The sequence below is a fragment of the Aerococcus sp. HMSC062A02 genome, assembly GCF_001809535.1.
GTDB lineage: Bacteria > Bacillota > Bacilli > Lactobacillales > Aerococcaceae > Aerococcus.
Genome location: NZ_KV797938.1, coordinates 6,835 through 27,078, shown reverse-complemented (window position 1 = coordinate 27,078; position 20,244 = coordinate 6,835). Strand labels below are relative to the sequence as shown.

The 20,244-nt window shown below is 49.2% G+C and carries 14 protein-coding genes and 1 pseudogene; 10 read left to right on the top strand and 5 right to left on the bottom strand.

Annotated elements, in window-relative coordinates; genetic code table 11:
• Positions 1 to 869: 869 nt before the first annotated feature.
• The 3 genes from HMPREF2626_RS07185 to HMPREF2626_RS07175 all read right to left on the bottom strand — a co-directional run bounded on the left by HMPREF2626_RS07185 (position 870) and on the right by HMPREF2626_RS07175 (position 2,120).
• A complete protein-coding gene (locus HMPREF2626_RS07185) occupies positions 870 to 1,355 on the bottom strand; it encodes a hypothetical protein (protein WP_070619422.1) in 486 nt (161 codons plus the stop codon).
• A gap of 226 nt (positions 1,356 to 1,581) precedes the next feature.
• The gene (locus HMPREF2626_RS07180; protein ID WP_070619419.1) at positions 1,582 to 1,926 is read right to left on the bottom strand and encodes a hypothetical protein; all 345 of its coding nucleotides are present in this window, start codon (positions 1,924 to 1,926) and stop codon (positions 1,582 to 1,584) included.
• Positions 1,923 to 2,120, bottom strand: coding sequence for a helix-turn-helix domain-containing protein (locus tag HMPREF2626_RS07175; protein WP_070619416.1), 198 nt, complete (start codon positions 2,118 to 2,120; stop codon positions 1,923 to 1,925). The genes HMPREF2626_RS07180 and HMPREF2626_RS07175 overlap by 4 nt, the downstream gene beginning before the upstream one ends.
• Before the next feature lie 657 nt (positions 2,121 to 2,777).
• On the opposite strand from HMPREF2626_RS07175, the gene HMPREF2626_RS07170 reads away from it, so the two are divergent.
• From HMPREF2626_RS07170 to HMPREF2626_RS07150, 5 genes are all read left to right on the top strand, one after another.
• The gene (locus tag HMPREF2626_RS07170) at positions 2,778 to 4,043 is read left to right on the top strand and encodes an LPXTG cell wall anchor domain-containing protein (RefSeq protein WP_070619413.1); all 1,266 of its coding nucleotides are present in this window, start codon (positions 2,778 to 2,780) and stop codon (positions 4,041 to 4,043) included.
• Between the two features lie 179 nt (positions 4,044 to 4,222).
• Positions 4,223 to 5,185 carry a DUF5633 domain-containing protein gene (locus tag HMPREF2626_RS07165; RefSeq protein ID WP_070619410.1) on the top strand — a complete coding sequence of 321 codons (963 nt, stop codon included), beginning with the start codon at positions 4,223 to 4,225 and terminating at the stop codon, positions 5,183 to 5,185.
• A gap of 272 nt (positions 5,186 to 5,457) precedes the next feature.
• Positions 5,458 to 6,318, top strand: coding sequence for an LPXTG cell wall anchor domain-containing protein (locus tag HMPREF2626_RS10220; RefSeq protein WP_070619406.1), 861 nt, complete (start codon positions 5,458 to 5,460; stop codon positions 6,316 to 6,318).
• A 254-nt stretch (positions 6,319 to 6,572) separates the two neighbouring features.
• Entirely contained in the window at positions 6,573 to 6,872 is a 300-nt protein-coding gene (locus HMPREF2626_RS07155; protein ID WP_070619403.1) for an ArsR/SmtB family transcription factor, read from the top strand.
• 2 nt (positions 6,873 to 6,874) lie between these two features.
• Entirely contained in the window at positions 6,875 to 9,361 is a 2,487-nt protein-coding gene (locus tag HMPREF2626_RS07150; RefSeq protein WP_070619399.1) for an FAD-dependent oxidoreductase, read from the top strand.
• Positions 9,362 to 10,094: 733 nt separating this feature from the next.
• Here the strand turns inward: HMPREF2626_RS07150 and HMPREF2626_RS07145 are convergent.
• The gene (locus HMPREF2626_RS07145; RefSeq protein WP_070619396.1) at positions 10,095 to 10,826 is read right to left on the bottom strand and encodes a gamma-glutamyl-gamma-aminobutyrate hydrolase family protein; all 732 of its coding nucleotides are present in this window, start codon (positions 10,824 to 10,826) and stop codon (positions 10,095 to 10,097) included.
• A gap of 143 nt (positions 10,827 to 10,969) precedes the next feature.
• On the opposite strand from HMPREF2626_RS07145, the pseudogene rsmD reads away from it, so the two are divergent.
• The 4 genes and pseudogenes from rsmD to holA form a co-directional block, all read left to right on the top strand.
• Positions 10,970 to 11,533: pseudogene (rsmD, locus tag HMPREF2626_RS07140) on the top strand (16S rRNA (guanine(966)-N(2))-methyltransferase RsmD); the annotation flags it as partial.
• A 1,051-nt stretch (positions 11,534 to 12,584) separates the two neighbouring features.
• A complete protein-coding gene (locus HMPREF2626_RS07135; RefSeq protein ID WP_070619390.1) occupies positions 12,585 to 13,298 on the top strand; it encodes a helix-hairpin-helix domain-containing protein in 714 nt (237 codons plus the stop codon).
• 1 nt (position 13,299) lies between these two features.
• Positions 13,300 to 15,636 carry a DNA internalization-related competence protein ComEC/Rec2 gene (locus HMPREF2626_RS07130; protein ID WP_083294395.1) on the top strand — a complete coding sequence of 779 codons (2,337 nt, stop codon included), beginning with the start codon at positions 13,300 to 13,302 and terminating at the stop codon, positions 15,634 to 15,636.
• 3 nt (positions 15,637 to 15,639) lie between these two features.
• Entirely contained in the window at positions 15,640 to 16,659 is a 1,020-nt protein-coding gene (gene holA, locus HMPREF2626_RS07125) for a DNA polymerase III subunit delta (RefSeq protein WP_070619387.1), read from the top strand.
• 843 nt (positions 16,660 to 17,502) lie between these two features.
• Here holA and rpsT read toward each other — a convergent pair.
• The gene (rpsT, locus tag HMPREF2626_RS07120; RefSeq protein WP_070619377.1) at positions 17,503 to 17,757 is read right to left on the bottom strand and encodes a 30S ribosomal protein S20; all 255 of its coding nucleotides are present in this window, start codon (positions 17,755 to 17,757) and stop codon (positions 17,503 to 17,505) included.
• Positions 17,758 to 17,941: 184 nt separating this feature from the next.
• Here rpsT and uvrB point away from each other — a divergent pair, with 184 nt between their 5' ends.
• Positions 17,942 to 19,939, top strand: a complete 1,998-nt coding sequence (gene uvrB, locus HMPREF2626_RS07115; protein WP_070619459.1) for an excinuclease ABC subunit UvrB — start codon at positions 17,942 to 17,944, stop codon at positions 19,937 to 19,939.
• Positions 19,940 to 20,244 lie beyond the last annotated feature (305 nt).

The following is a 20,244-nucleotide window of genomic DNA, read 5'->3' as shown; positions in this document are numbered from 1 at the left end:
TTGGAGCAGGTTTGGGCTAGTAACGGCTAACGCCGACTATCCCTAATTCACATCGCTTGCATTTTCATGGCTAAGGACCAACTTCAACGCTCCACTCCTGCTCAGAATGGCACTGCCTGATAACAATTTGACCTAGTCACTCAATGGAAAAAACAATGCTATTAAACTCTAACTCTATGATAAGGGGCTCCGCTGGTTTTTGCATTAGGTCTTTTTGCTCATATTTGCGTCGAAAGTGAGCATAAGGGTGTGAAGGCTAGCGGGAGAAATAGACCTCTGGAGCCAAAAGCCAGAGAAGGCCAAGAGGCCTTCGACGGATTTTGGTGAAGAGGAGCTATTTCTGCTAGCCTGAGCCTGACTATAGGGTGTGAAGGCGCACGGGCAAGCCCCACTTGAGGAACTTGATTGTGTGTTAGATCCCATTAAGCCACACTCGGAGGGCCAGATTGTGTGCTGGACTTTGGCAAGCCACACTCGGAGGGCCAGACTGTGTGCTGGACTTTGGCAACCCTCACTGTCACTTCCTGAGTGTGGCTTGCTGTCGACAAAGCCCCACTCGAAGTCCTCGACTGTGTCTTGGACCAACTCCAATCGCTCAGTATTCCACCGGATCCCGATTTGCATTCACTCTCCTCGAAAACAATTAGCGGCTTCCGATTTGCCTGCAGGATCTCTGAAGACAATTAGCGGCTTCCGATTTGCACATAGGGTCTTCGAAGGCAAATAGCACTTCCCCATGTGCACGCAGGCCTTCCAGAAGCAATTCGCCTCCCCGGATTTTGACCTGTAAAAATTTCCAAATAAAAACAGGTTATCCTACCGATAACCTGCGCAATATATAATATCTATGTTTCATCAAGGAGACGGCTCTAGCCGAGTGACGGTCGAAAGTCTGTCGACGTATCCAAAGCCAGTTCCTTGGCGTAGGCGTAGATGGTCTCTGGGAAGCTGAGATCAAAGACCGCTTCCGACATGGCCCACAAGGCATAGAGCAAGTGGTTGAGGGGGTGGTAGATCAGGCCTTCGTTGCGGAGCCCCTTGACCAGGAGTCCGAGCTCGCGACTGACCGAGAGCTCCTCCACATAGCGGTAGGAGAGCTCGAGCTTGATTTGAGTCATACGAGACAAGGTGTAGAGCTGGACGAAGGCTTCCCCAATCCGCTTCTCGATAAGGGGGAGGTAGGTCGCCGTCTCCAGGTCATGGAAACATTCCACCAGGCCGAGCGCGAGTTCACTCGTCGTAGGATAGTCCGCCAGAATAATTTCTTCAAGATTTTCGATTTGCGTGATGGTTTGAGCCAAAAGTAAGCGTTCGATAAATTTTTCGCTGTCCACCAAGAAAAGATCTTCAATCATGTGGCCCTCCTTGTTTTAATTAATTGAATTAAATTGGTAACTCCGTATTTAATAGACTCCGTATTTAGTAACTCCGTAGTTAGTAACTAAGTACTTAGTAGCTTGCGATTCTCTACTGACTAGCTTTTCTACTTGTTGAAAATCAAGAAGTAGAGAATCAACAAGTAGATAATCAAGAAGTAGAGAATCTAGTGACTAGCTTTTCAAGATCAAGACCGACTCGCATTTACTGACCCAAACGGTAGAGGGGCCTTTCGAAGACGACGGTCTCCCAGTACTTAATCCGGCGGCCGGACCGATCGCGAATCGGATTACGTTCAATGTAACCCTGTTGAACCAGCTCTGCCCAGCCCTTGCGAAAAGAACTCGCCCCATCTGTGGCATGGGTTTCGATTTCCTTAAGCTTGATCACCCAATCGTCCGGCAGGGTGAGGAGGTAGGCGAGGATTCCCTTAGCCTTCCAAGAGAGGTCCGAGCGCCGGAGGAAGTCATTGTCCATAACCGTATAATTCTTGACCTTCTCAATCCGCACATAAGAAGTCTGGGGGCTGGGGCATATATGTTTAATCATCGAATGGTCTCCTTGTAGATATAGTCCTTGTCCATCTGGTAGAGATAGCACATTGCTTCAAGAATGTGACAGGGCATCTGGCTGCTGTCCCGCTCATAGCGACGCAAGGTCTGGACGTGGATGCCACAATAATCAGCAACACTCTCTGCGGAAAGCCCGCTATTCACCCGGCAGGCCTTAATGGAAAATTTCATACGACTAAAAACCTCCATCTGATCATAAATTAATATTCAATTGTCAAAATAACAGAAAAATAATGCAAAAATGTTACACAAGTGAGGCCTCAAAATAAATATATCAAACCAGAAATTATTTTCAAGTCATAATAGGGGCAATGTATAAAAAATATAATTTGTGCTCACTTTTTGAGCATGGGGTGTTATTTAGGGGGAGGGACTCCAGTATCGTGTAATAGCTTAGTGAATGAACAATTTATGCTTTAAACATATGGCTAGCATTCCAAAAATGATGCTTATCGTACGGTTTAGGAGTATATTTCACTGGTTTGGGAGTCAAAAAGGTACAAAGGATTGCAAAAGTGAAGAAAAAGTGAAGATATAGTTGCATTTCTATCAGTAATGTATTACACTACAAAATATACATAAGATTGGTTTAACTGATATTATGGATTCCCCTTCGGACTGAAATCAGCAATATTAGTCATTCAAGATCTTATTCATAGTATAATTTATGAATTAATTATGAATTATTTTATGATTTAGTGTGACTAATGTGTTGGTTTACGTTATAATGGGGGTGTGTAGGGAGAGGAAGAATTCAGCTTTGAATTTCAACTCTACATGATGTAGTTGTTACTAAGCATTTTGACTAAGGTCAAGGAGGAATTATCTATGAAAGACTTGAAAAAAGTTTTATTAACATCAGTTGCTACTACTGCAGCTGCCGGTGCCTTCTTCGCAGCTAACGCTAACGTTGCACAAGCAGCAGAATTCAACGCAGCAGAAAATCCATTTGGTGATCCTAATGGAATTGGTAAATTAGTAGAAGCTCCTAAGGAAGAAACTAAAAAAGAAGAAAAAGTTGAAATTCCAGCAGACGAAAAAGCTCCTTTAAGCAAAGAAGAAGCTCCATTTGCAGGCAAAGAAACTAAACAACCTGAATTCACAGATGCAGAAAACCCATTCGCTGGGCGTACGCAAGGTGAAGAATTCACTGATGCAGAAGCACCATTCAAGAACCGTCAAGAAGGTACTGAATTAAACTCTGCAGAAGATCCATTTGGCGCGACTAAAGTAAACAAAGAAGCACCAACTACTTCATATGAAAACGTACCACACTACTTCGATACCTTACAAGATGCTTTAGGCGCTTATCCTAACGCTAAACCAATGTACGACAACAAGACAGATAAGTACGTTGTTTACTCAGATAAGGGTCAATTAGTTAAATATGAATTCAAGACTGTTGAAGAAGCAGCAGATGCCTTCCCTAACTTAGACCCACTTGCTGAAAACGGTAAATACTATGTATATACTGACCAAGCACCTAAGTTAAAATATGTGTTCGATACTCGTGAAGAAGCATTCAACGCTTTCCAAGATATCGCACCAATGTTCGAAAACGGCAAATATGTTGTTTACACACAAGAATCACCAAAAGTTCGCTATGAGTTCAAGACTGTTGATGAAGCATTAGCTGCATTCCCAGGCTCAAACCCAATGGCTGACGGTGACATCTATGTTGTTTACACTAACATGAAACCTGTAGCTGGTACTGTTGCTGAAATCGTTCCAGGTAAAGTTGTTAAACCAACTGCATTAAATCCTGAAACTGGCAAGCCTTTAAACCAAGCTGCTGCAGCTCAACAAGATCCTAAGGCTGAAGGTGAAAAACCAGCAGACCAAAAAGATTCTAAAGTAGAAGGCCAAAAAGCTGGCGACAAGAAAGCTGCAGACAAAGTTGCTGCAGATAAGAAAGTAGCTGCTAAGAAAGCTGACGCAGTTAAAGCTAACAATAAGAAAGAAGCTGCTAAGAAAGCTAAATCTACCTTACCTAAGACTGGTGCGGTAGCTTCTGCAGCTCCTGCTGTATTAGGTTTAGCACTAGCTTCTGTTGGTACTGCATTCGCATTCGGTAAGAAGAAAGAAGATAAATAAGTTTCTTTCTAAAATTGAATAAGAAGCGAAACCACCCTAGCATTATATGATCGAACGAGATAGGCAATTGCTACGGTAATTGCCTTTTTTCTCTTTTGCTGTTAAAATATAGACCGAGCTAGGTACTGGCAAGCCATATTTTCGGTCTTGCCGAAAAAATTAAAAGGAGGATGTCTATAATGAACTTCAAAAAAGTTTTATTAGGCTCTATTGCGACTACCGCTGCTGCGGGGACACTTTTTGCAAGTCAATTACAAGTTGCAGAAGCTGCAGCTTATGAAACACCAGTTGATGAAAATGGTAATGTTATTCTTGGAGGGGCTCCTGATGTTAACCCAGCTGATAAATCAGCAACACCAGGCGGATCCAACCAATTTGAATTATCATTAGATGAAAACGGTGTACCTACAACTGTTTCAAATAATCAAGAAGCTAAGCCTAAATCTGTTCAAGATCTTAAAGAACAAAATTTAAACGAAGGCTTTAAGACAAAAACAGAAGCAGAAGAAGCTGCTAAGAAAGTCCTTAAAGAAGATAAAGTGAACAAATCATTCACTGTTTCTCAAGGTGCAAATAGTAACTATTACTTCTCATTAAGCCCAAATGAACCTGCTAAGAAAGCGGACACTAAAGACAACCAAGCAAGTGTTGAAGCATTAAAAGAACAAAATGCAGGTGAAGGCTTCGCAACTAAGGCAGAAGCAGAAGAAGCTGCCAAGAAAGTTCTTGCAGAAGATGAAGTAAACAAATCATTCACTGTTTCTCAAGGGGCAAATAGTAATTACTATTTCGTCTTAAGCCCAAATGAAGCAGAAAAAGCTGGTCAAGAAGATAAGAAAGATAACAAATCTGAAGATAAGAAGGGTAATAAGTCCGAAGATAACAAATCTGGCGACAAGAAAAATACCAAAGGCGAAGACAAAGACAAAAAATCAGATAAAGAAGTTGCAGCTGATAAGAAAGTAGCGGCTAAGAAATCTGACGCCGTTAAAGCTAATGGTAAGAAAGAAGCGGCTAAAAAAGCAAAAACTACTTTACCTAAGACTGGTGCCGTAGCTTCTGCAGCTCCTGCTGTATTAGGCTTGGCTTTAGCTTCAGTTGGTACTGCCTTCGCATTCGGTAAGAAGAAAGAAGACAAATAAGTCTCTCCCTTTTAAGTCGAATGGCACTTAGCTAAATATGATCGAACGAGATAGGCAAGAGCTCAGGCTCTTGCCTTTTTGTGCAGCTATAAAGAAAAAAATGACAAGTGGATAAATAGTGTCAAATCAGGCTTTCCGGCAAATGTGAATTTTCTAAGAAGATTTTTCTTTTGCTGAGAATAGACAATGGGGTATGATTTGAGTTAGGTATAGACGGGCTTTTTTCCGATTTTACCGAATAAAAATTTTATCTTTCGAGAGGATGTCGAACTATGAACTTCAAAAAAGTTTTATTAACATCAGTCGCTACTACCGCTGCCGCAGGGGCATTATTTGCAACTAGCTTACAAGTTGCTGAGGCTGCTCCAGCTTACACTGCTCCAGTTGACAAAGACGGTAACATCATTCTTGGTGGCAACGCAGACGTTAACCCAGTAGATACTAACGCTGACAAACCAGCTGACAAGCCAGCAGATACTCCTGCAGACAAACCTGCTGCAACTCCTGATGCTTCAAACCAATTCAAAACATCTGTAGACGCTGATGGCGTTCCTACAAGTGTATCTGGTAAACCAGCTGTAGAACAAAAAGAAGAAGTTAAAGCTGAAGATCCTAACTATTCACCATACGAATATGAAGCAGAAACTAAAGAAAAAGCTATCGAAATTGGTCAAGCAATGTTAGACCGTTCTAAATTAGAAGGTACTGCATTAGCACAAGTTAACAACCATGTTGATGCTGTTCAAACTGCTTCAGGTAAATGGACCCCAACTTTCAGCTTCGTAGAAAAAGCTGCTAAAGAAGACAAAAAAGCAGAAGCTAAGAAAGAAGATAAGAAAGCAGATCCTAAGAAGGACGTTAAAGTAGAAGATAAAAAAGCTGCCGACAAGAAAGCTGCTGGCGCCAAAGCTGACGCTAAGAAAGCCGCTGACAAGAAAGCTGCTGACAAGAAGGTAGCTGCTAAGAAAGCTGACGCTGTTAAGGCTAACGGTAAGAAAGAAGCTGCTAAGAAAGCTAAATCTACCTTACCTAAGACTGGTGCCGTAGCTTCTGCAGCTCCTGCTGTATTAGGCTTAGCCTTAGCTTCTGTTGGTACTGCCTTCGCATTCGGTAAGAAAAAGGAAGACAAATAAGTCTTTCACTTTTAAGTCGAATGACACTTAATTAAATATGATCGAACGAGATAGGCAAGGGCTTGGGCTCTTGCCTTTTTTTGTGGATTGAGGAGGAAAAGGGGGAGTTGGAGCTCGGCGCCGGTAGCGATAGGCTCTGTTTGCAAGCTAGCACTAGTCAAATTTTCTAATCGATAGAAAAAAATTAGCTAAGTCTGTTGACAAGTATATTATGATATACTAATATACTAATATGCCCAGGAAGGAGAAAGCAAATGGAAGTAAAAACTGATGCCCATAAGGCTTATATGATCCAGAAAGCTCAATTAATCAAGGCTATGGCACATCCCATACGCTTGTGTGTCTTGGATGAGTTGATCCAGAATGGTGAGAAGAATGTTAGTCAGATCAATGATTGCATGGGGGTTAGCCAGTCTAATCTCTCTCAACATTTGTCTAAATTAAGAGACCTTGGAATTGTTGAGTCAACGAAGCTGGGCAACCAAATTTATTACCGTTGTGAACGGGAAGATGTTATTGCAATCGTGAATGTGATTATGAGAGGTGAAAGATAAGTATGAAAATTATTGTAGTTGGTGGTGTTGCGGGTGGCGCAACAGCTATTGCTAGATTGAGACGTTTAGATGAGAATGCGGAGATTATTCTCCTGGAGAAGGGCAAGTATGTGAGCTTTGCGAATTGCGGTCTGCCATATTATATTGGCGGTGCCATTGCCCAGCGCGATGCTTTATTCGTCTCCAGCAAGGAATCGATCGAAGAGAAGTACAATATTGATGTACGCACAGAGAATGAAGCGACCCATATTGATAAAGACCGACAAATGCTTACGATCCTTGACCATCAAACTGGGGAAACTTATGAAGAATCTTATGATAAACTCTTATTATCAACAGGCTCTAATCCCTTCATTCCGCCGATTGAAGGCTTAGACCATGAGAATGTTTTCACGCTTTGGACGGTTCCGGATGTGGACAAAATTGATGCCTATATTGAGAAGGCAGCTCCCAAGCGCGCGCTGGTTGTTGGCGGTGGTTTTATCGGCCTAGAAATGGCAGAAAACCTCGTTGATCGCGGTTTAGAGGTGACTCTAGTAGAGATGGCTGACCAAGTGATGCCACCTCTCGATAAGGATATGGCTGTTCTTGTTGAGAATCATTTGAAAGAGAAAGGCATCCAGCTTGTTCTTGGCGAAGGCTTCGAAGGGCTGACTGCTGACGGCAAAGAAGCTAAGCTCCAATCAGGGCAAACGCTCGAAACGGACATGGTCCTCCTATCAATTGGCGTTCGTCCGAATAGCGAATTAGCTAAGGATGCCGGTCTCGACCTGAATGAGCGTGGCGGCATTCGTGTGGATGAATATGGTCAGACTTCAGATGCCAATATTTATGCTGTTGGGGATGCGGTTGGAGTTCGCGACTATGTCTTAGGCAATGAAAGCATGGTTCCTTTAGCTGGCCCCGCCAATAAGCAAGGCCGGTCTGTTGCTTCGAACATTTTAGGTTTAGAAGCCAAAGCTTATCCTGGCACCATGGGGACTTCCGTGGCTAAGGTCTTTGACTTAACCGTGGCTTCTGTCGGAGCTAATGAAAAGACCTTAAAGAAACAAGGCTGGACCTATGAGGAAGACTATTTCATCGCCTTAGTCCACCCTATGTCCCATGCCGGCTATTATCCTGGAGCGACCCCAATGACCCTTAAGCTTGTTTTTGCTAAGGATGGTAAGGTCTTAGGGGCTCAGGCGGTTGGTTTTGAAGGGGTCGATAAACGGATTGACACCATTGCAACCAGCATCCACTTCAAGGGGTCAGTTTATGACTTAGCCGACTTAGAATTGGCCTATGCCCCACCTTATTCTAGTGCTAAGGATCCGGTCAACTTCGCAGGTTATGTGGCAAGCAATATCTTGGAAGGGTTAACGGACCCGGTTCGTTTTGAAGAAGTGGCTGCCCATCCGGATGACTACACAGTGCTCGATGTCCGGGAAAATGTCGAACAGATAGCCGGTATGGTTGGCCAAGCCAAGTCCATGCCCCTGACCCAACTTCGGAATCGTCTAGATGAGCTTGATAAGGACAAACAGTACGCGGTCTACTGTGCGGTCGGCGTTCGTGGCTATATCTCAGAACGCATACTTAAGCAGAATGGCTTCAAGGTCCGCAATATAATTGGCGGTTATCGCACCTACCAAGACACCCAAGATGACGAGTCAGCTGATGATCAAGAGCGTAAGGGAGTTTCCCAAGAAGAGGCCGCTGACCAAGCTGAGGGGGTGGTTGACCCAAAGTCAGCCGCTGACCAGCATGTGGAGGTCCTCGATGTCTGTGGTCTCTCCTGCCCTGGGCCCATTGTCCAAGTCTCTTCTAAGATGGAAGCCCTCAAGGATGGCGATATTCTCGATGTCACAGCTACTGACCCCGGCTTTGCCAAGGATATCAAGTCTTGGGCCAATAATACGGGGCACACCTTGCTTGATTCAGGCTCTTCTAAGGGCCAGTACACGGCGAAGTTGCAGAAGAATGGTGCTAAGCTTGACCCAGTGGAAACGAGCTCAGCAAGCCCAGCCAATCCTGCCAAAAAAGAGAAGACCATGATCATCTTTGACGGTGACTTGGATAAGGCGATTGCTTCCTTTATCATCGCTACAGGGGCAGCTGCTATGGGCAACCAGGTCAATATGTTCTTCACCTTCTGGGGCTTATCTATCCTGCGTAAGGAAGATGCACCTAAGGTAGAGAAAGACTTCATGTCACGCATGTTCTCCAAGATGATGCCTTCCTCTTCTAAGAAACTGAAACTCTCACAAATGAACTTCGGCGGCGCGGGCGCCAAGATGATCCGTGGTGTCATGGATAAGAAGGGTGTGAGTTCCCTGGAAGAGTTGATCCAGCAAGCACAAGACATGGGCGTCAAACTCACCGCCTGCCAGATGTCCATGGATGTCATGGGATTAACCAAGGAAGAATTAATCGATGGCGTAGAAGTTGGCGGTGTTGCCTCGATGTTGGAAGACAACGACAATTCCAATATGAACCTCTTTATCTAGAATCTAGAAAAAGCAGGAAGCCCAGTTGAGGAACTGGGCCTCCTGTTTTTTTTGGATTGTGGGGGAGCTTTTGGTCCGGCGAGCCACAGTTTGGCGGTTTAATTGTGGATAGGGGTGTGCCAACCCCCACTTAGCGGCCAATATTGTGTGTTGGGGCTCCAGCTCTTGTCTTTTTTTGTGAATTTGGGTGGAAGGAGGGGGGCTTTGGCAGTGGTGGTGTACTTGCAAAGGAGGGGCTTATTCGCAAGTTGGTGGCGCTCTACTTGCAAACGGAGGGGTCCATTCGCAAGTTGGTGGCGCTCTACTTGCAAACGGCAGCCCCATTAGCAAGTAGCCCCAATCCTACTTGCAAACCCAGCTCACATTCGCAACTTGCCCATCTAAATCTCCCTTTCCCATAAGGAAAAAGCTAGCAAGGCAGGGCCGCCTTGCTAGCTTGTTAATCAGTAGATTTTATTTTGAATGCAGTCTGCTCGAATTTTTATTGATATCTTGGAAATAATCGCACAATAAGCATAGGTCTACTAATTATCTTCGAGCAGGAGTGGAGCTCGAGTTTGATCGTTAGCCATGAAAAAGCAAACGAAGCGAATTAGGGAGAGTTGGCGCAAGCCTTACTCTCCGTTTGAGTCTCGTTAGGTGAGAGACCTTGGCTCGAGCCGGTGCCATGGCTCTTCAAGGGACAAATTCAAAAGTGCAACGCATGCTCGCAAGCAGCATTGGATGATCATTGTTATTTCTTCAGCTCTTTTATGGTATCAATAAAGCCCTTAAAGAAGTCTTCGGAGGGTCCGTGGGCGTGGTGCCATTCGGGGTGGAATTGGACGCCGACTGCGAAGTGGTCGTCGTCTTTGGCTTCGATGGCTTCGACGACGCCGTCTGGGCTCCAGGCGGTGGCTTGGAGGGCGTCGGCGACTTTTTTGACGCCTTGGTGGTGGTAGGAGTTGACCAGGTCGCCGTCGAAGTAGGATTGGCTGATCCAGGAGTTGGCCTTGACGCGGATGCTGTGGGTGGCGATGTTGGTGGCCGACTTTTGCACGTGCTGGATGCGGACGTCGGGGTTCTCGCTCAGGTCCTGGTAGAGGGACCCGCCCAGGCTGACATTCATGAGCTGCATGCCCCGGCAGACGCCAAGGATAGGCAGTTTGCGCTTCCAGGCTGAGTGGAAGACCGCCATCTCGAAGATATCCCGCTCATGGGAGATGTTCTGGAGCTTGAAGCCCGGTTCCTCGCCGTAGAGGTGGGGCGACAGGTCCTGGCCGCCCGTGAAGATGACGGCATCGACCAGGTCTAAGTAATATTCCGTTTCCGCTTTTTGGGTCAGGGGGAAGAAGATCGGCGTTCCACCAGCCTTGATCAAGCCCTTGGGAAAGCCCTCATGTGTATAAAAAATTGGCAGGCCGGTGTAGTGCTCGTCATCACTCGTCAGCCGGTTCATTGGGATGCCAATGATAGGTTTGGCCATGTAACGTCATCCTTTCCAAATGAAAAACAGTTGTGGCTTATTATATGATTAAATGAGCGAAAATTCAAGCTAGGCCGCTTTACGCCGGGGCGTTTTTCGGTTAGAATTTGAAGGAGACTGATTGATTCAAAAGGGGGAATTTTGACATGCGAGTGATTGCAGGGGAAATGGGTGGCCGACGACTCAAGGCGGTACCGGGCAAGAACACCCGTCCGACAACGGATAAGATCAAGGAATCTATGTTCAACCGCATCGGGCCATATTTCGATGGCGGAATTGGATTGGACTTCTACGCGGGATCGGGGGCCCTTGGTATCGAGGCCCTATCACGGGGGATAGAAAAGATCTATGCCTTCGAGAACAATCGCAAGGCCCAAGCGACCATCCGGGATAATGTGGAGACCCTCCGCCTGACCGACCGCTATGAACTCCTGCGCGAAGATAACCGGCGCGGACTCAAGAACCTGTTGGCTCGGGAAAAAGGCCTTCAGTTCGACCTGGTCCTCCTCGACCCACCCTACCAAGGCCAAAAGCTAGTTGAAATTCTGGAAGAATTCCAAGAGTTGGACTGCCTAGCCGACGATGCCATCGTCCTCTGCGAACTCGGCAAGGAAGACGACCTGCCGGAAGACATCGGTCACTTGGAGCGCTGGCAGGATGTCACCATGGGCATTACCCGGCTGGTCACTTACCGCTATAGGGGATAGGGTAGAAATAGATGAAAATGGATGGTGCTGATGAGCATCCGTTCCGCTTCGCTGCAAAATTAACGGGTTGAACGGTGAGCATGCGTTCCGATTCGAGTTTGATCGTTAAATCTTGAATGGCCAAGAACGGCTTTCGCCGTTTTGTACTATATCCGTAAGTCGCTAACGCTCCAACGGCTATAGCAGCACCGGCTCGAGCCAAGGTCTCTCGCCTAACGAGACTTAAAGGGAGAGTAAGGCTTGCGCCAACTCTCCCTAATTCGCTTCGTTTGCTTTTTCATGGCTAACGATCAAACTCGAGCTCCACTCCTGCTCACAAGTAATTAGGTTGAAACACTAATATTGCGTTATCCACAATAAAAGCTAATGCTTAGAGCTGAAAATAATTAGGTTGGGATCCCTGTCCCAGCTTTTTTTTTGCTGTCAACTATTCGAAGTTAGCAAGGCGCACGATTGAAAGTTTTGGCTTTGAGGGCCCTGGCTTTCAAACAAGGCACTCATTTAAAAGTAGCAGGCGGCGAGCTTTCAAACAAGCCTTTTGTTTACAAGTAGAATGTAGTTAACTTTCACACAGGCCCCTTGTTTAAAAGTAGGAGACGAGGAACTTTCAAACAAGGTCTTCGATTACAAGTAGCAAGCGGTGAACTTTCAAACAAAGCCTCTGTTTACAAGTAGCAGAGTTCCAAACTAAGAGAATTTCTGTTTTTCTTCTCCTTCTAAAAGAATCCATCATTGATTTTATTGCATAATATAAATAACTTTTAGCATTTCTGTTGTGAGCAGGAGTGGAGCGTTGAAGTTGGTCCTTAGCCATGAAAAGCAAGTAAAGCGAATTACGGAGCGTAGGCATTAGCCGTACGCTCCGTTTGAGATTTGCTAGGCGAGAGACCTTGGCTCGAGCCGGTGCCATGGCTCTTCAAGGACCAAATTCAACGGCGCAACGCATGCTCACCAGCACAACTTCCATTTACAGAAAAAGTTCTTTTAAAAGATTAAAATCACTTGATGAATTTCCCCCCTCCAACGTTTATATATCTATGAGGTGATTAAGATGTGGAATCGTTGGAAAGAGTTATCCCTGGAAGCTATCCTGCGCGACTATGGCCGCTACCTACTAGGCGGACTGCTCGGCATTTGCCTCTTGGGCTTTTTCCTGGGGCGTTTTTTGGCAGGCAATGAGGCGGCTGAAGTGGTGGAGGAAGTGCCGGTGGCGGAATCGGTCGATCTGGAGGCGGCCCAGGCAGCTTCCATTCCGGATGAATCGAACGCGGGGAGCTCACAAACGCCTGTCGAAGAAACCCTCTATGTGGACGTCAAGGGCGCAGTCAAGGAACCCAAGCTCTACCAGTTTGACGCTGGCATGCGGGTCTACGATGCGGTCATGCTGGCGGGCGGCTTCTTGCCCGAAGCGGACCAGGACCAGGTCAACTTCGCCCAGCGCCTGGAGGACCAGATGTTGGTCTATATCCCGCGCCAAGGAGAGGAAGTCCCGGATAACTTGAAGCTGGCGGTCCAGACAGGAGGGGGACAGTCCGGATCCAGCCAGGGGGACCAAGCTCAAACACCCGGCGACCAGGTCAACCTGAACACGGCAGACAGTGCCGAGCTCCAGACCCTGTCCGGGGTGGGGGAGAAGAAGGCGGCGGATATCATCGCCTACCGGGAAGCGAACGGCCCCTTCCAGACGGTGGACGATCTCTCCCAAGTTTCCGGCATCGGCGAGAAGACCCTGGACAAGCTCCGCCCCCACTTGACGGTGGACTAGGATGCTGGACCAGTTAAAATCCTACCATATTGTTAGCTGGGCCCTGGTTGTTTTACTGGCAGCCTGCCTGGTCCTAGCCCCCTCGCTTTGGTCCGGTGAGGGCCTGGTCATCCTGGTGCTTCGACTATTCTATTTAAAAGAGCCCCGCTATTTTCGAAGGACTCTGGTCCTAGTCGGGATCTGCCTGGCCTACTTTTCCTGGATACGGGCTGGTCAGTCTTCCCTCTTGGCGGCGGGGGATTTTGAAGGGGCCCTGGCCATGGACTTGGCGACCCTACAGGTGGATGGGGACCAGGCCAAATTCCAGGGCGATTTGGTCTTAGAAGAGGGACAGACCGAGCGGATCCAGGCCTTTTACCGCTTGGGATCAGAAGAGGAGAAGGCGACTTTTGAGGGCTTGGACCAGGCCCTGACTTGGCAGGTCAGGGGCGAACTCAGCCGGTCCCAGCCCAACCGCAACCGCTATCTCTTTAACTACCGGGCTTATTTAGAGCGCCAGAGGATTTTTTACCTGGTGGACCTGGAAGCTATGCGGCCCGTTTCCGTCCAGGGGGGATGGCGGGCACGTCTGGCTGAGACCCAGGTCGGAGTCCGCCAAGCTTTAGCCCGGTTGGCCAATGACCAGGTCCGGGCCTATGTCCTGGCCCTGTTTTTTAACGACAGCCAGTGGATCGACCCGGGGGCCATGGACTCCTATCAGACCATCGGCATGATCCACCTCTTTTCTCTGAGTGGTTTCCATGTGAACTTCCTCCTCAAGCACTGCCGCTATGTCTACCTCCGCCTGGGCGGCCTGGTCGATTATTTTGACGGCCTGGCCCTGGTCCTCCTCCTGGTCTACGGGACGCTTTTGGCCTGGCCTTATGGGATGGTCCGGGCCATCGGAGTCTACCTCTACCAGGTCCTCTGCCGGGCTTTGGGACGTCCGCCGTCTAGCCTGGAGGGAACGGCCTGGGCCCTCATCATTTTGCTTTGGCTCAAGCCCTTTGCCCTCTTCTCCCTGGGCTTCCAGCTGTCTTTTGCCCTGGCTACGACCCTCCTTCTTTTGGATGGGGGGATCCGCCGGCTAACTTCCCGACCGATTCTCCGCGAGCTGGCCCGGTCTCTGGCCTGCTCCCTGGTCAGCCTGCCCTTCCTCCTGGCCCAGAACCATGTCTTTTCCTGGCTCTCGCTTGTAGTGAATTACTTCTACAGTCTTCTCTTTTCAAGTTTTCTCATCCCAATCCTCCTCATCCTCCTGGTCCTGCATGCCCTGGGTCTGGCCAATTTCTTCCTCGGCTTCCAGACGCTCCTGGGCCAGTCCCTCCATCTCCTTGAAAAAATCTCCCTGGCCCTGAGCCAGTGGCAGGGGCTGACCTGGGTTACTGGCCACTTGCCAGCCTGGCTACTTTTTCTCTACGGTCTGGCCCTGGTTGCCGTATTTGCTTGTCTTCAAGAAGGCCAGGTCAGGCGCAAGGCCGGCCTCTCTTTATTGAGCCTGCTCTTAGTCATCTACCTCTGGCCCAATCTCAAGGTCCAGGGACAGGTGTCGGCGCTGGCGATCGGTCAGGGCGACTGCCTATTAATTCGCCTGCCTTTTAACCGGGGCAATTACCTGATCGATGCGGGTAGTCAGCCTAATTTCTTCGACCGCGAGCCCTGGCAGGTCCGCCGCAAGACGTCTACGGTAGCCAGTCGGGACATCCTGCCAGCGCTCCGGGCGGAAGGGGTCCGCCACTTGGACGGGATCTTTATCAGCCACTCTGACTATGACCACTATGGGTCCTTGGCGGAGATTTGTGAGAAGATACCGGTGGATAAGCTCTACCTACCGATTGGCCTGGCCCAGGATGAGGCGATCTTGGCGGATTGGCAGGGTTTGACCCGGCAAGGTTGGGTCTGGCTGCGGGGCGGCGACCGGCTTCGACTGGGACGCCAGGCGACTTTTGACATCATCCAGCCCGACCAGTTAGGGGAGGGGGACAATGAAGATTCCCTGGTCATCTGGGCGGAGCTCTACGGGCATTCCTTTCTTTTCACCGGAGACACAGAAGGCCAGGCGGAGGAAGCCATGGCCCAGCGTGTCCAGGGGCGGGACCTGGACTATCTCAAGGTCGCCCACCATGGCTCGGACCATTCCTCGCCAGCTGAAGTCTTAGCTGGCTTGCAGCCCCGGCATGCGGTGATTTCGGTGGGCCAGAACAACCGCTACGGCCATCCCAGCCCCCGGGTCCTGGCTGACTTGGAAGCGGTGGGGGCTCAGGTCTGGCGGACGGACCAAATGGGGGGCATCTACTATATTTTTAGCCCAAAATCCGCTACAATAGAAAGGACGATCCAATTAGAAGAAGGGGAATGACGCGTGGAAATTCAAAAACAGCTCCAAAAGATCAAAGCAGGCAAGTGGGACCCGGTCTACCTCCTGCTCGGCCAGGAAAATTATCTGGTGGACCGTTTTCGTGAAACCCTGGTTGACTCGGTCCTCGCTGGGGATGTCAATGCCTTTAACTTTGTCCACTTCGACCTCCAAGAACAGGCCCTGTCCGACGCCATGCTGGAAGCCAATACTATTTCCTTTTTCCAAGAGACGCGGATTATCTGGCTCAGCCACCCCAGCTTTTTGACCGGGGACAAGGGCAAGGGGGCGGTCAAGCAGGACCCGGACGAGCTCCTGGCCTACCTGGACCATCCCGCTGAAGAAGTGGTCCTCGTGATCGAGGCCCCCTATGAGAAGTTGGATAACCGCAAGAAGGTAGTGAAACAATTGAAGAAAGCGGCCAGCCTGGTGGATGTGGGCGAGATGAAACCCGACCAGGTGGCCCGCTATGTGGAGGGCTATATCTCCCAGCTGGACCAGGCCATGGACCGGGATGCCGTCAAGCTCTTCCTCGAGCGGACCAATTATAAGCTGAGCCGGACCATGGACGAGATGGCCAAGCTTCAGCTCTTCACAGCTGACGCGGACCGGATTACGGCCCAGGATGTCCGCCTCCTGGTAGAGCCCTCCATCGATGACGACATCTTTCATTTGACCGACTACCTGATGCGCGGCCAAGCCGATCCCGCACTCAGCCTCTACCGGCAACTGATCGCTGACAAGCAGTCGCCCATCGCCATCCTGGCCCTCCTCATGTCCAATTTCCGTTTATATTGCCAGATCAACCAGTTCCAGCGCATGGGCTACGACCAGGGCTCCATGGCCAAGGCTCTCTCTGCCCACCCCTACCGGATCAAGATGGCTGGCAAACAAGCCGCCGCCTACCCCGGCGACCGCCTGATCCAAGCCTACCTGGCCCTGGTCGACCTAGACTTTCGCATCAAAACCGGCCGCGTCGACCAAAACCTCGGCATCGAATGGTTCATCCTGCGCTTTTGTGGCTAATAATGAAAAACACCGCGCTAACTTTCTCGCTGGAGAGGAGAAAGTGAGTGCGGTGCTTTTTTTGATTTTTTGAGCTGCCAACCTGCGAATGAGGGTGGTGTTCGCAAGTAGCCTCGCGCCAACTTTCGAATGGAGGTGGTGTTAGCAAGTTGCCAATTTGCACTCAAGAGCCCTGAGAGCAGATAGCATCTCGTCAATTTGCGCTCGTAAGTCCCGAAAGCAGATAGCAGCTCACCAGTATACTCTTTGCACAACTACTAACAAAGTACCAAGCAAAAATCAGTTTGGGATTTGTCTTTGAGCAGGAGTGAAGCATTGAAGTTGGGCCTTAGCCATGAAAAAGCAAGCTTCAGGGTGAGAGGGCTAGCGGTAGAAATAGACCTCTGGAACAAAGAGACAGAGAAGACTGAAAGTCTTCGGCGGCTCTTTGTGAAGAGGAGCTATTTCTGCTAGCCTGAACCCGACTAGATGTGAATTAGGGATAGTAGACGCTAGTCGTACTAGCCCAAACCTGCTCCAAAAGTCAACCCTGACTCCACTTCACAAAATCTAGGCGAGCCTTTAGCAAGGCTCTTCTAGATTTTGCTCCAGTGGTTCAGGCTTAACCGACTTTTGTCGCACTCTAACTTTGAAGCTTGCTAGGTGAGGGACCTTGGCCGAACCGGTGCTATGCTTTAGCCGTTGGAGCGCAAGCGACTTACGGATAAAGTACAAGACGGCTTCAGCCGTGTTGATCCTTTAAACATTCAAGGCCCAAATTCAAAAGCGCAGCGCATGCTCACCAGCACAATCTCCAAATGAAAAAACTAGCTCATCGCGAGATCAGCTAGTTTCATCAAATCATTATTTGTTTAATTTTTTAGCGAGACGTGATTTTTCACGAGCTGCTTTGTTGCTGTGAATTAAGTTCTTGCCAGCTGCTTGGTCAAGTTCCTTAGAAGCTTGAACGAATAAGTCTTGGGCGTTGTCGGCACCAGCTTCAGCAGCTTGTTCGAATTTCTTCATCGCTGTACGCATCTTGCTTAATTTTTGACCGTTTTGAGCAGTACGTTTTTCTTCTTGGCGTACACGCTTGATTGCTGATTGAATTTGTGGCATGAGAGCACCTCTTTCTGTGATAGATTTCAAGTGATGAGTCACTAACAGAAATATTATATCGAATATTTTCACCAGATGCAAGGGGAAAAGAAATTTATCCTGGTCCGCTAAAGTGGCCCCACACAGCTTAAAATGATAGAATAGGGGGGAATGGAGTGGATCGTGCATGGATAATAAAACACAAATGTTGGATCAAAAATTTGACCTGGTGGCCCCCTATGAACCGAACGGGGACCAGCCGGAAGCTATCAAGCAACTAGTTGCCGGGGTGGAAAATGGCGACCAGGCCCAGGTGCTCTTAGGGGGGACAGGGACTGGGAAGACCTTCACCATGGCCAATGTGATTGCCCAGACCAACCGGCCCACCCTGGTTTTGGCCCACAATAAGACCCTGGCTGGCCAGCTCTACGGCGAATTGAAGGAATTCTTCCCCAACAATGCGGTGGAATATTTCGTTTCCTACTATGATTACTACCAGCCGGAAGCCTATGTGCCGTCGAGCGATTCCTATATCGAGAAGTCGGCCTCGGTCAACGATGAGATCGACAAGCTCCGCCACTCAGCCACCTCAGCCCTCTTGGAGCGGCGCGATGTGGTGATTGTGGCCTCGGTGTCTTGTATCTATGGTTTGGTGAATCCGGAAGAATACCGGGACCATGTGCTCTCTATCCGGGAGGGCCAGGAAATCGACCGCAATGACTTCATGCGCCAGCTGGTCGATATGCAGTTTGAGCGCAATGATTTTGACTTCCAGCGGGGGACCTTCCGGGTGCGCGGGGACGTGGTGGAGGTCTTCCTGGCCTCCCGCGATTCTTCGGCCATCCGGGTGGAGTTCTTCGGTGATGAGATCGACCGGATCCGTGAGGTGGATGTCTTGACCGGCGAAGTAAAAAATGATGTCAAGCACTATCCCATCTTCCCGGCGACCCACTTCGTCGCCAACCAGGAACAGATCCTCCGCGCTGTTCAGACCATTGAGGCAGAACTTGATGAGCGGCTCAAGGAATTGGAAGCGGACAATAAGCTCTTGGAGGCCCAGCGCCTGGAGCAGCGGACCCGCTATGATATTGAGATGCTCCTGGAGATGGGCTATTGTAATGGGATTGAGAACTATTCGCGTCACATGGACGGCCGGCAGCCGGGCGAGGCGCCCTATACCTTGCTGGACTTTTTCCCGGACGACTGGTTGCTCATGGTGGACGAGTCCCATATGACCATGCCCCAGGTGCGCGGGATGTACAATGGGGACCGGGCCCGCAAGCAGCAACTGATTGACTACGGCTTCCGCCTGCCGAGCGCCCTCGATAACCGGCCCCTCAAGCTGGAGGAATTCGAGAAGAAGGTCAACCAGGCCATCTATGTGTCCGCGACACCGGGCGACTATGAAGTGGACCTGGCGGATGGTGAAGTGGTCGAACAGATCATCCGCCCCACCGGCCTCCTCGATCCCCAAGTTGAAGTCCGTCCGATCAAGGGGCAGATCGACGACTTGGTCAGCGAAATCAACGAGCGGGTGGAAAGAGAAGAGCGCGTCTTTATCACGACCCTGACCAAGCAGATGTCCGAAGACTTGACCGATTACTTAGAAGAAATCGGCATCCGGGTCAAGTACCTCCACTCGGATATCAAGACCCTGGAGCGGACGGAGATTATCCGCGACCTGCGCCTGGGTGTCTTCGATGTCCTGGTCGGGATCAACCTCTTGCGGGAGGGGATCGACGTGCCGGAAGTCTCCCTGGTGGCCATCCTGGACGCGGACAAGGAAGGCTTCCTGCGTAACGAGCGCTCGCTTATCCAGACAATTGGTCGGGCGGCGCGGAACAGCTCGGGGCATGTGATCATGTACGCCGACCACATCACCGGTTCCATGCGCTATGCCATGGATGAAACAGCTCGCCGACGGAAAATCCAGCAGGCCTACAACAAGGAACATGGGATCACCCCACAAACCATCAAGAAGGACATCCACGATTCCATCCGCATTACCTCGGACGTCAACCTGGCCGAAGAATCCGAATCCCTCACCGAAAGCATCCGCGCCCTCAAGCGCAATGAGAAAGAAGAAGCCCTCCACAACCTGGAAATGGAAATGCGCCAGGCAGCCAAGGACCTGGAGTTCGAACGCGCCGCCGAGCTGCGTGATGTTTTGATGGAATTGAAGGCGGAGTTTAAGATTAAATAAGGGTGTGAGCAAAGGCGTTTAGAAGCTTACCACTGGAGCACGAACGAAAAAGGGCAAGCCATGCTTGCACGTTTCGATCGTGTGAAGTGGAGAAGCTTCTGCCTTTGCGAACCCGACTAGACAGGGTGTGAGCAAAGGTGTTTAGAAGCTTACCACTGAAGCACGAACGAAAAAGGGCAAGCCATGCTTGCACGTTTCGATCGTGTGAAGTGGAGAAGCTTCTGCCTTTGCGAACCCGACTACAGGGTGTAATTTTTGGAATGGTGCTGGGGAGCATACGTTCCGTCTTGAGTTTGATCGTTAAA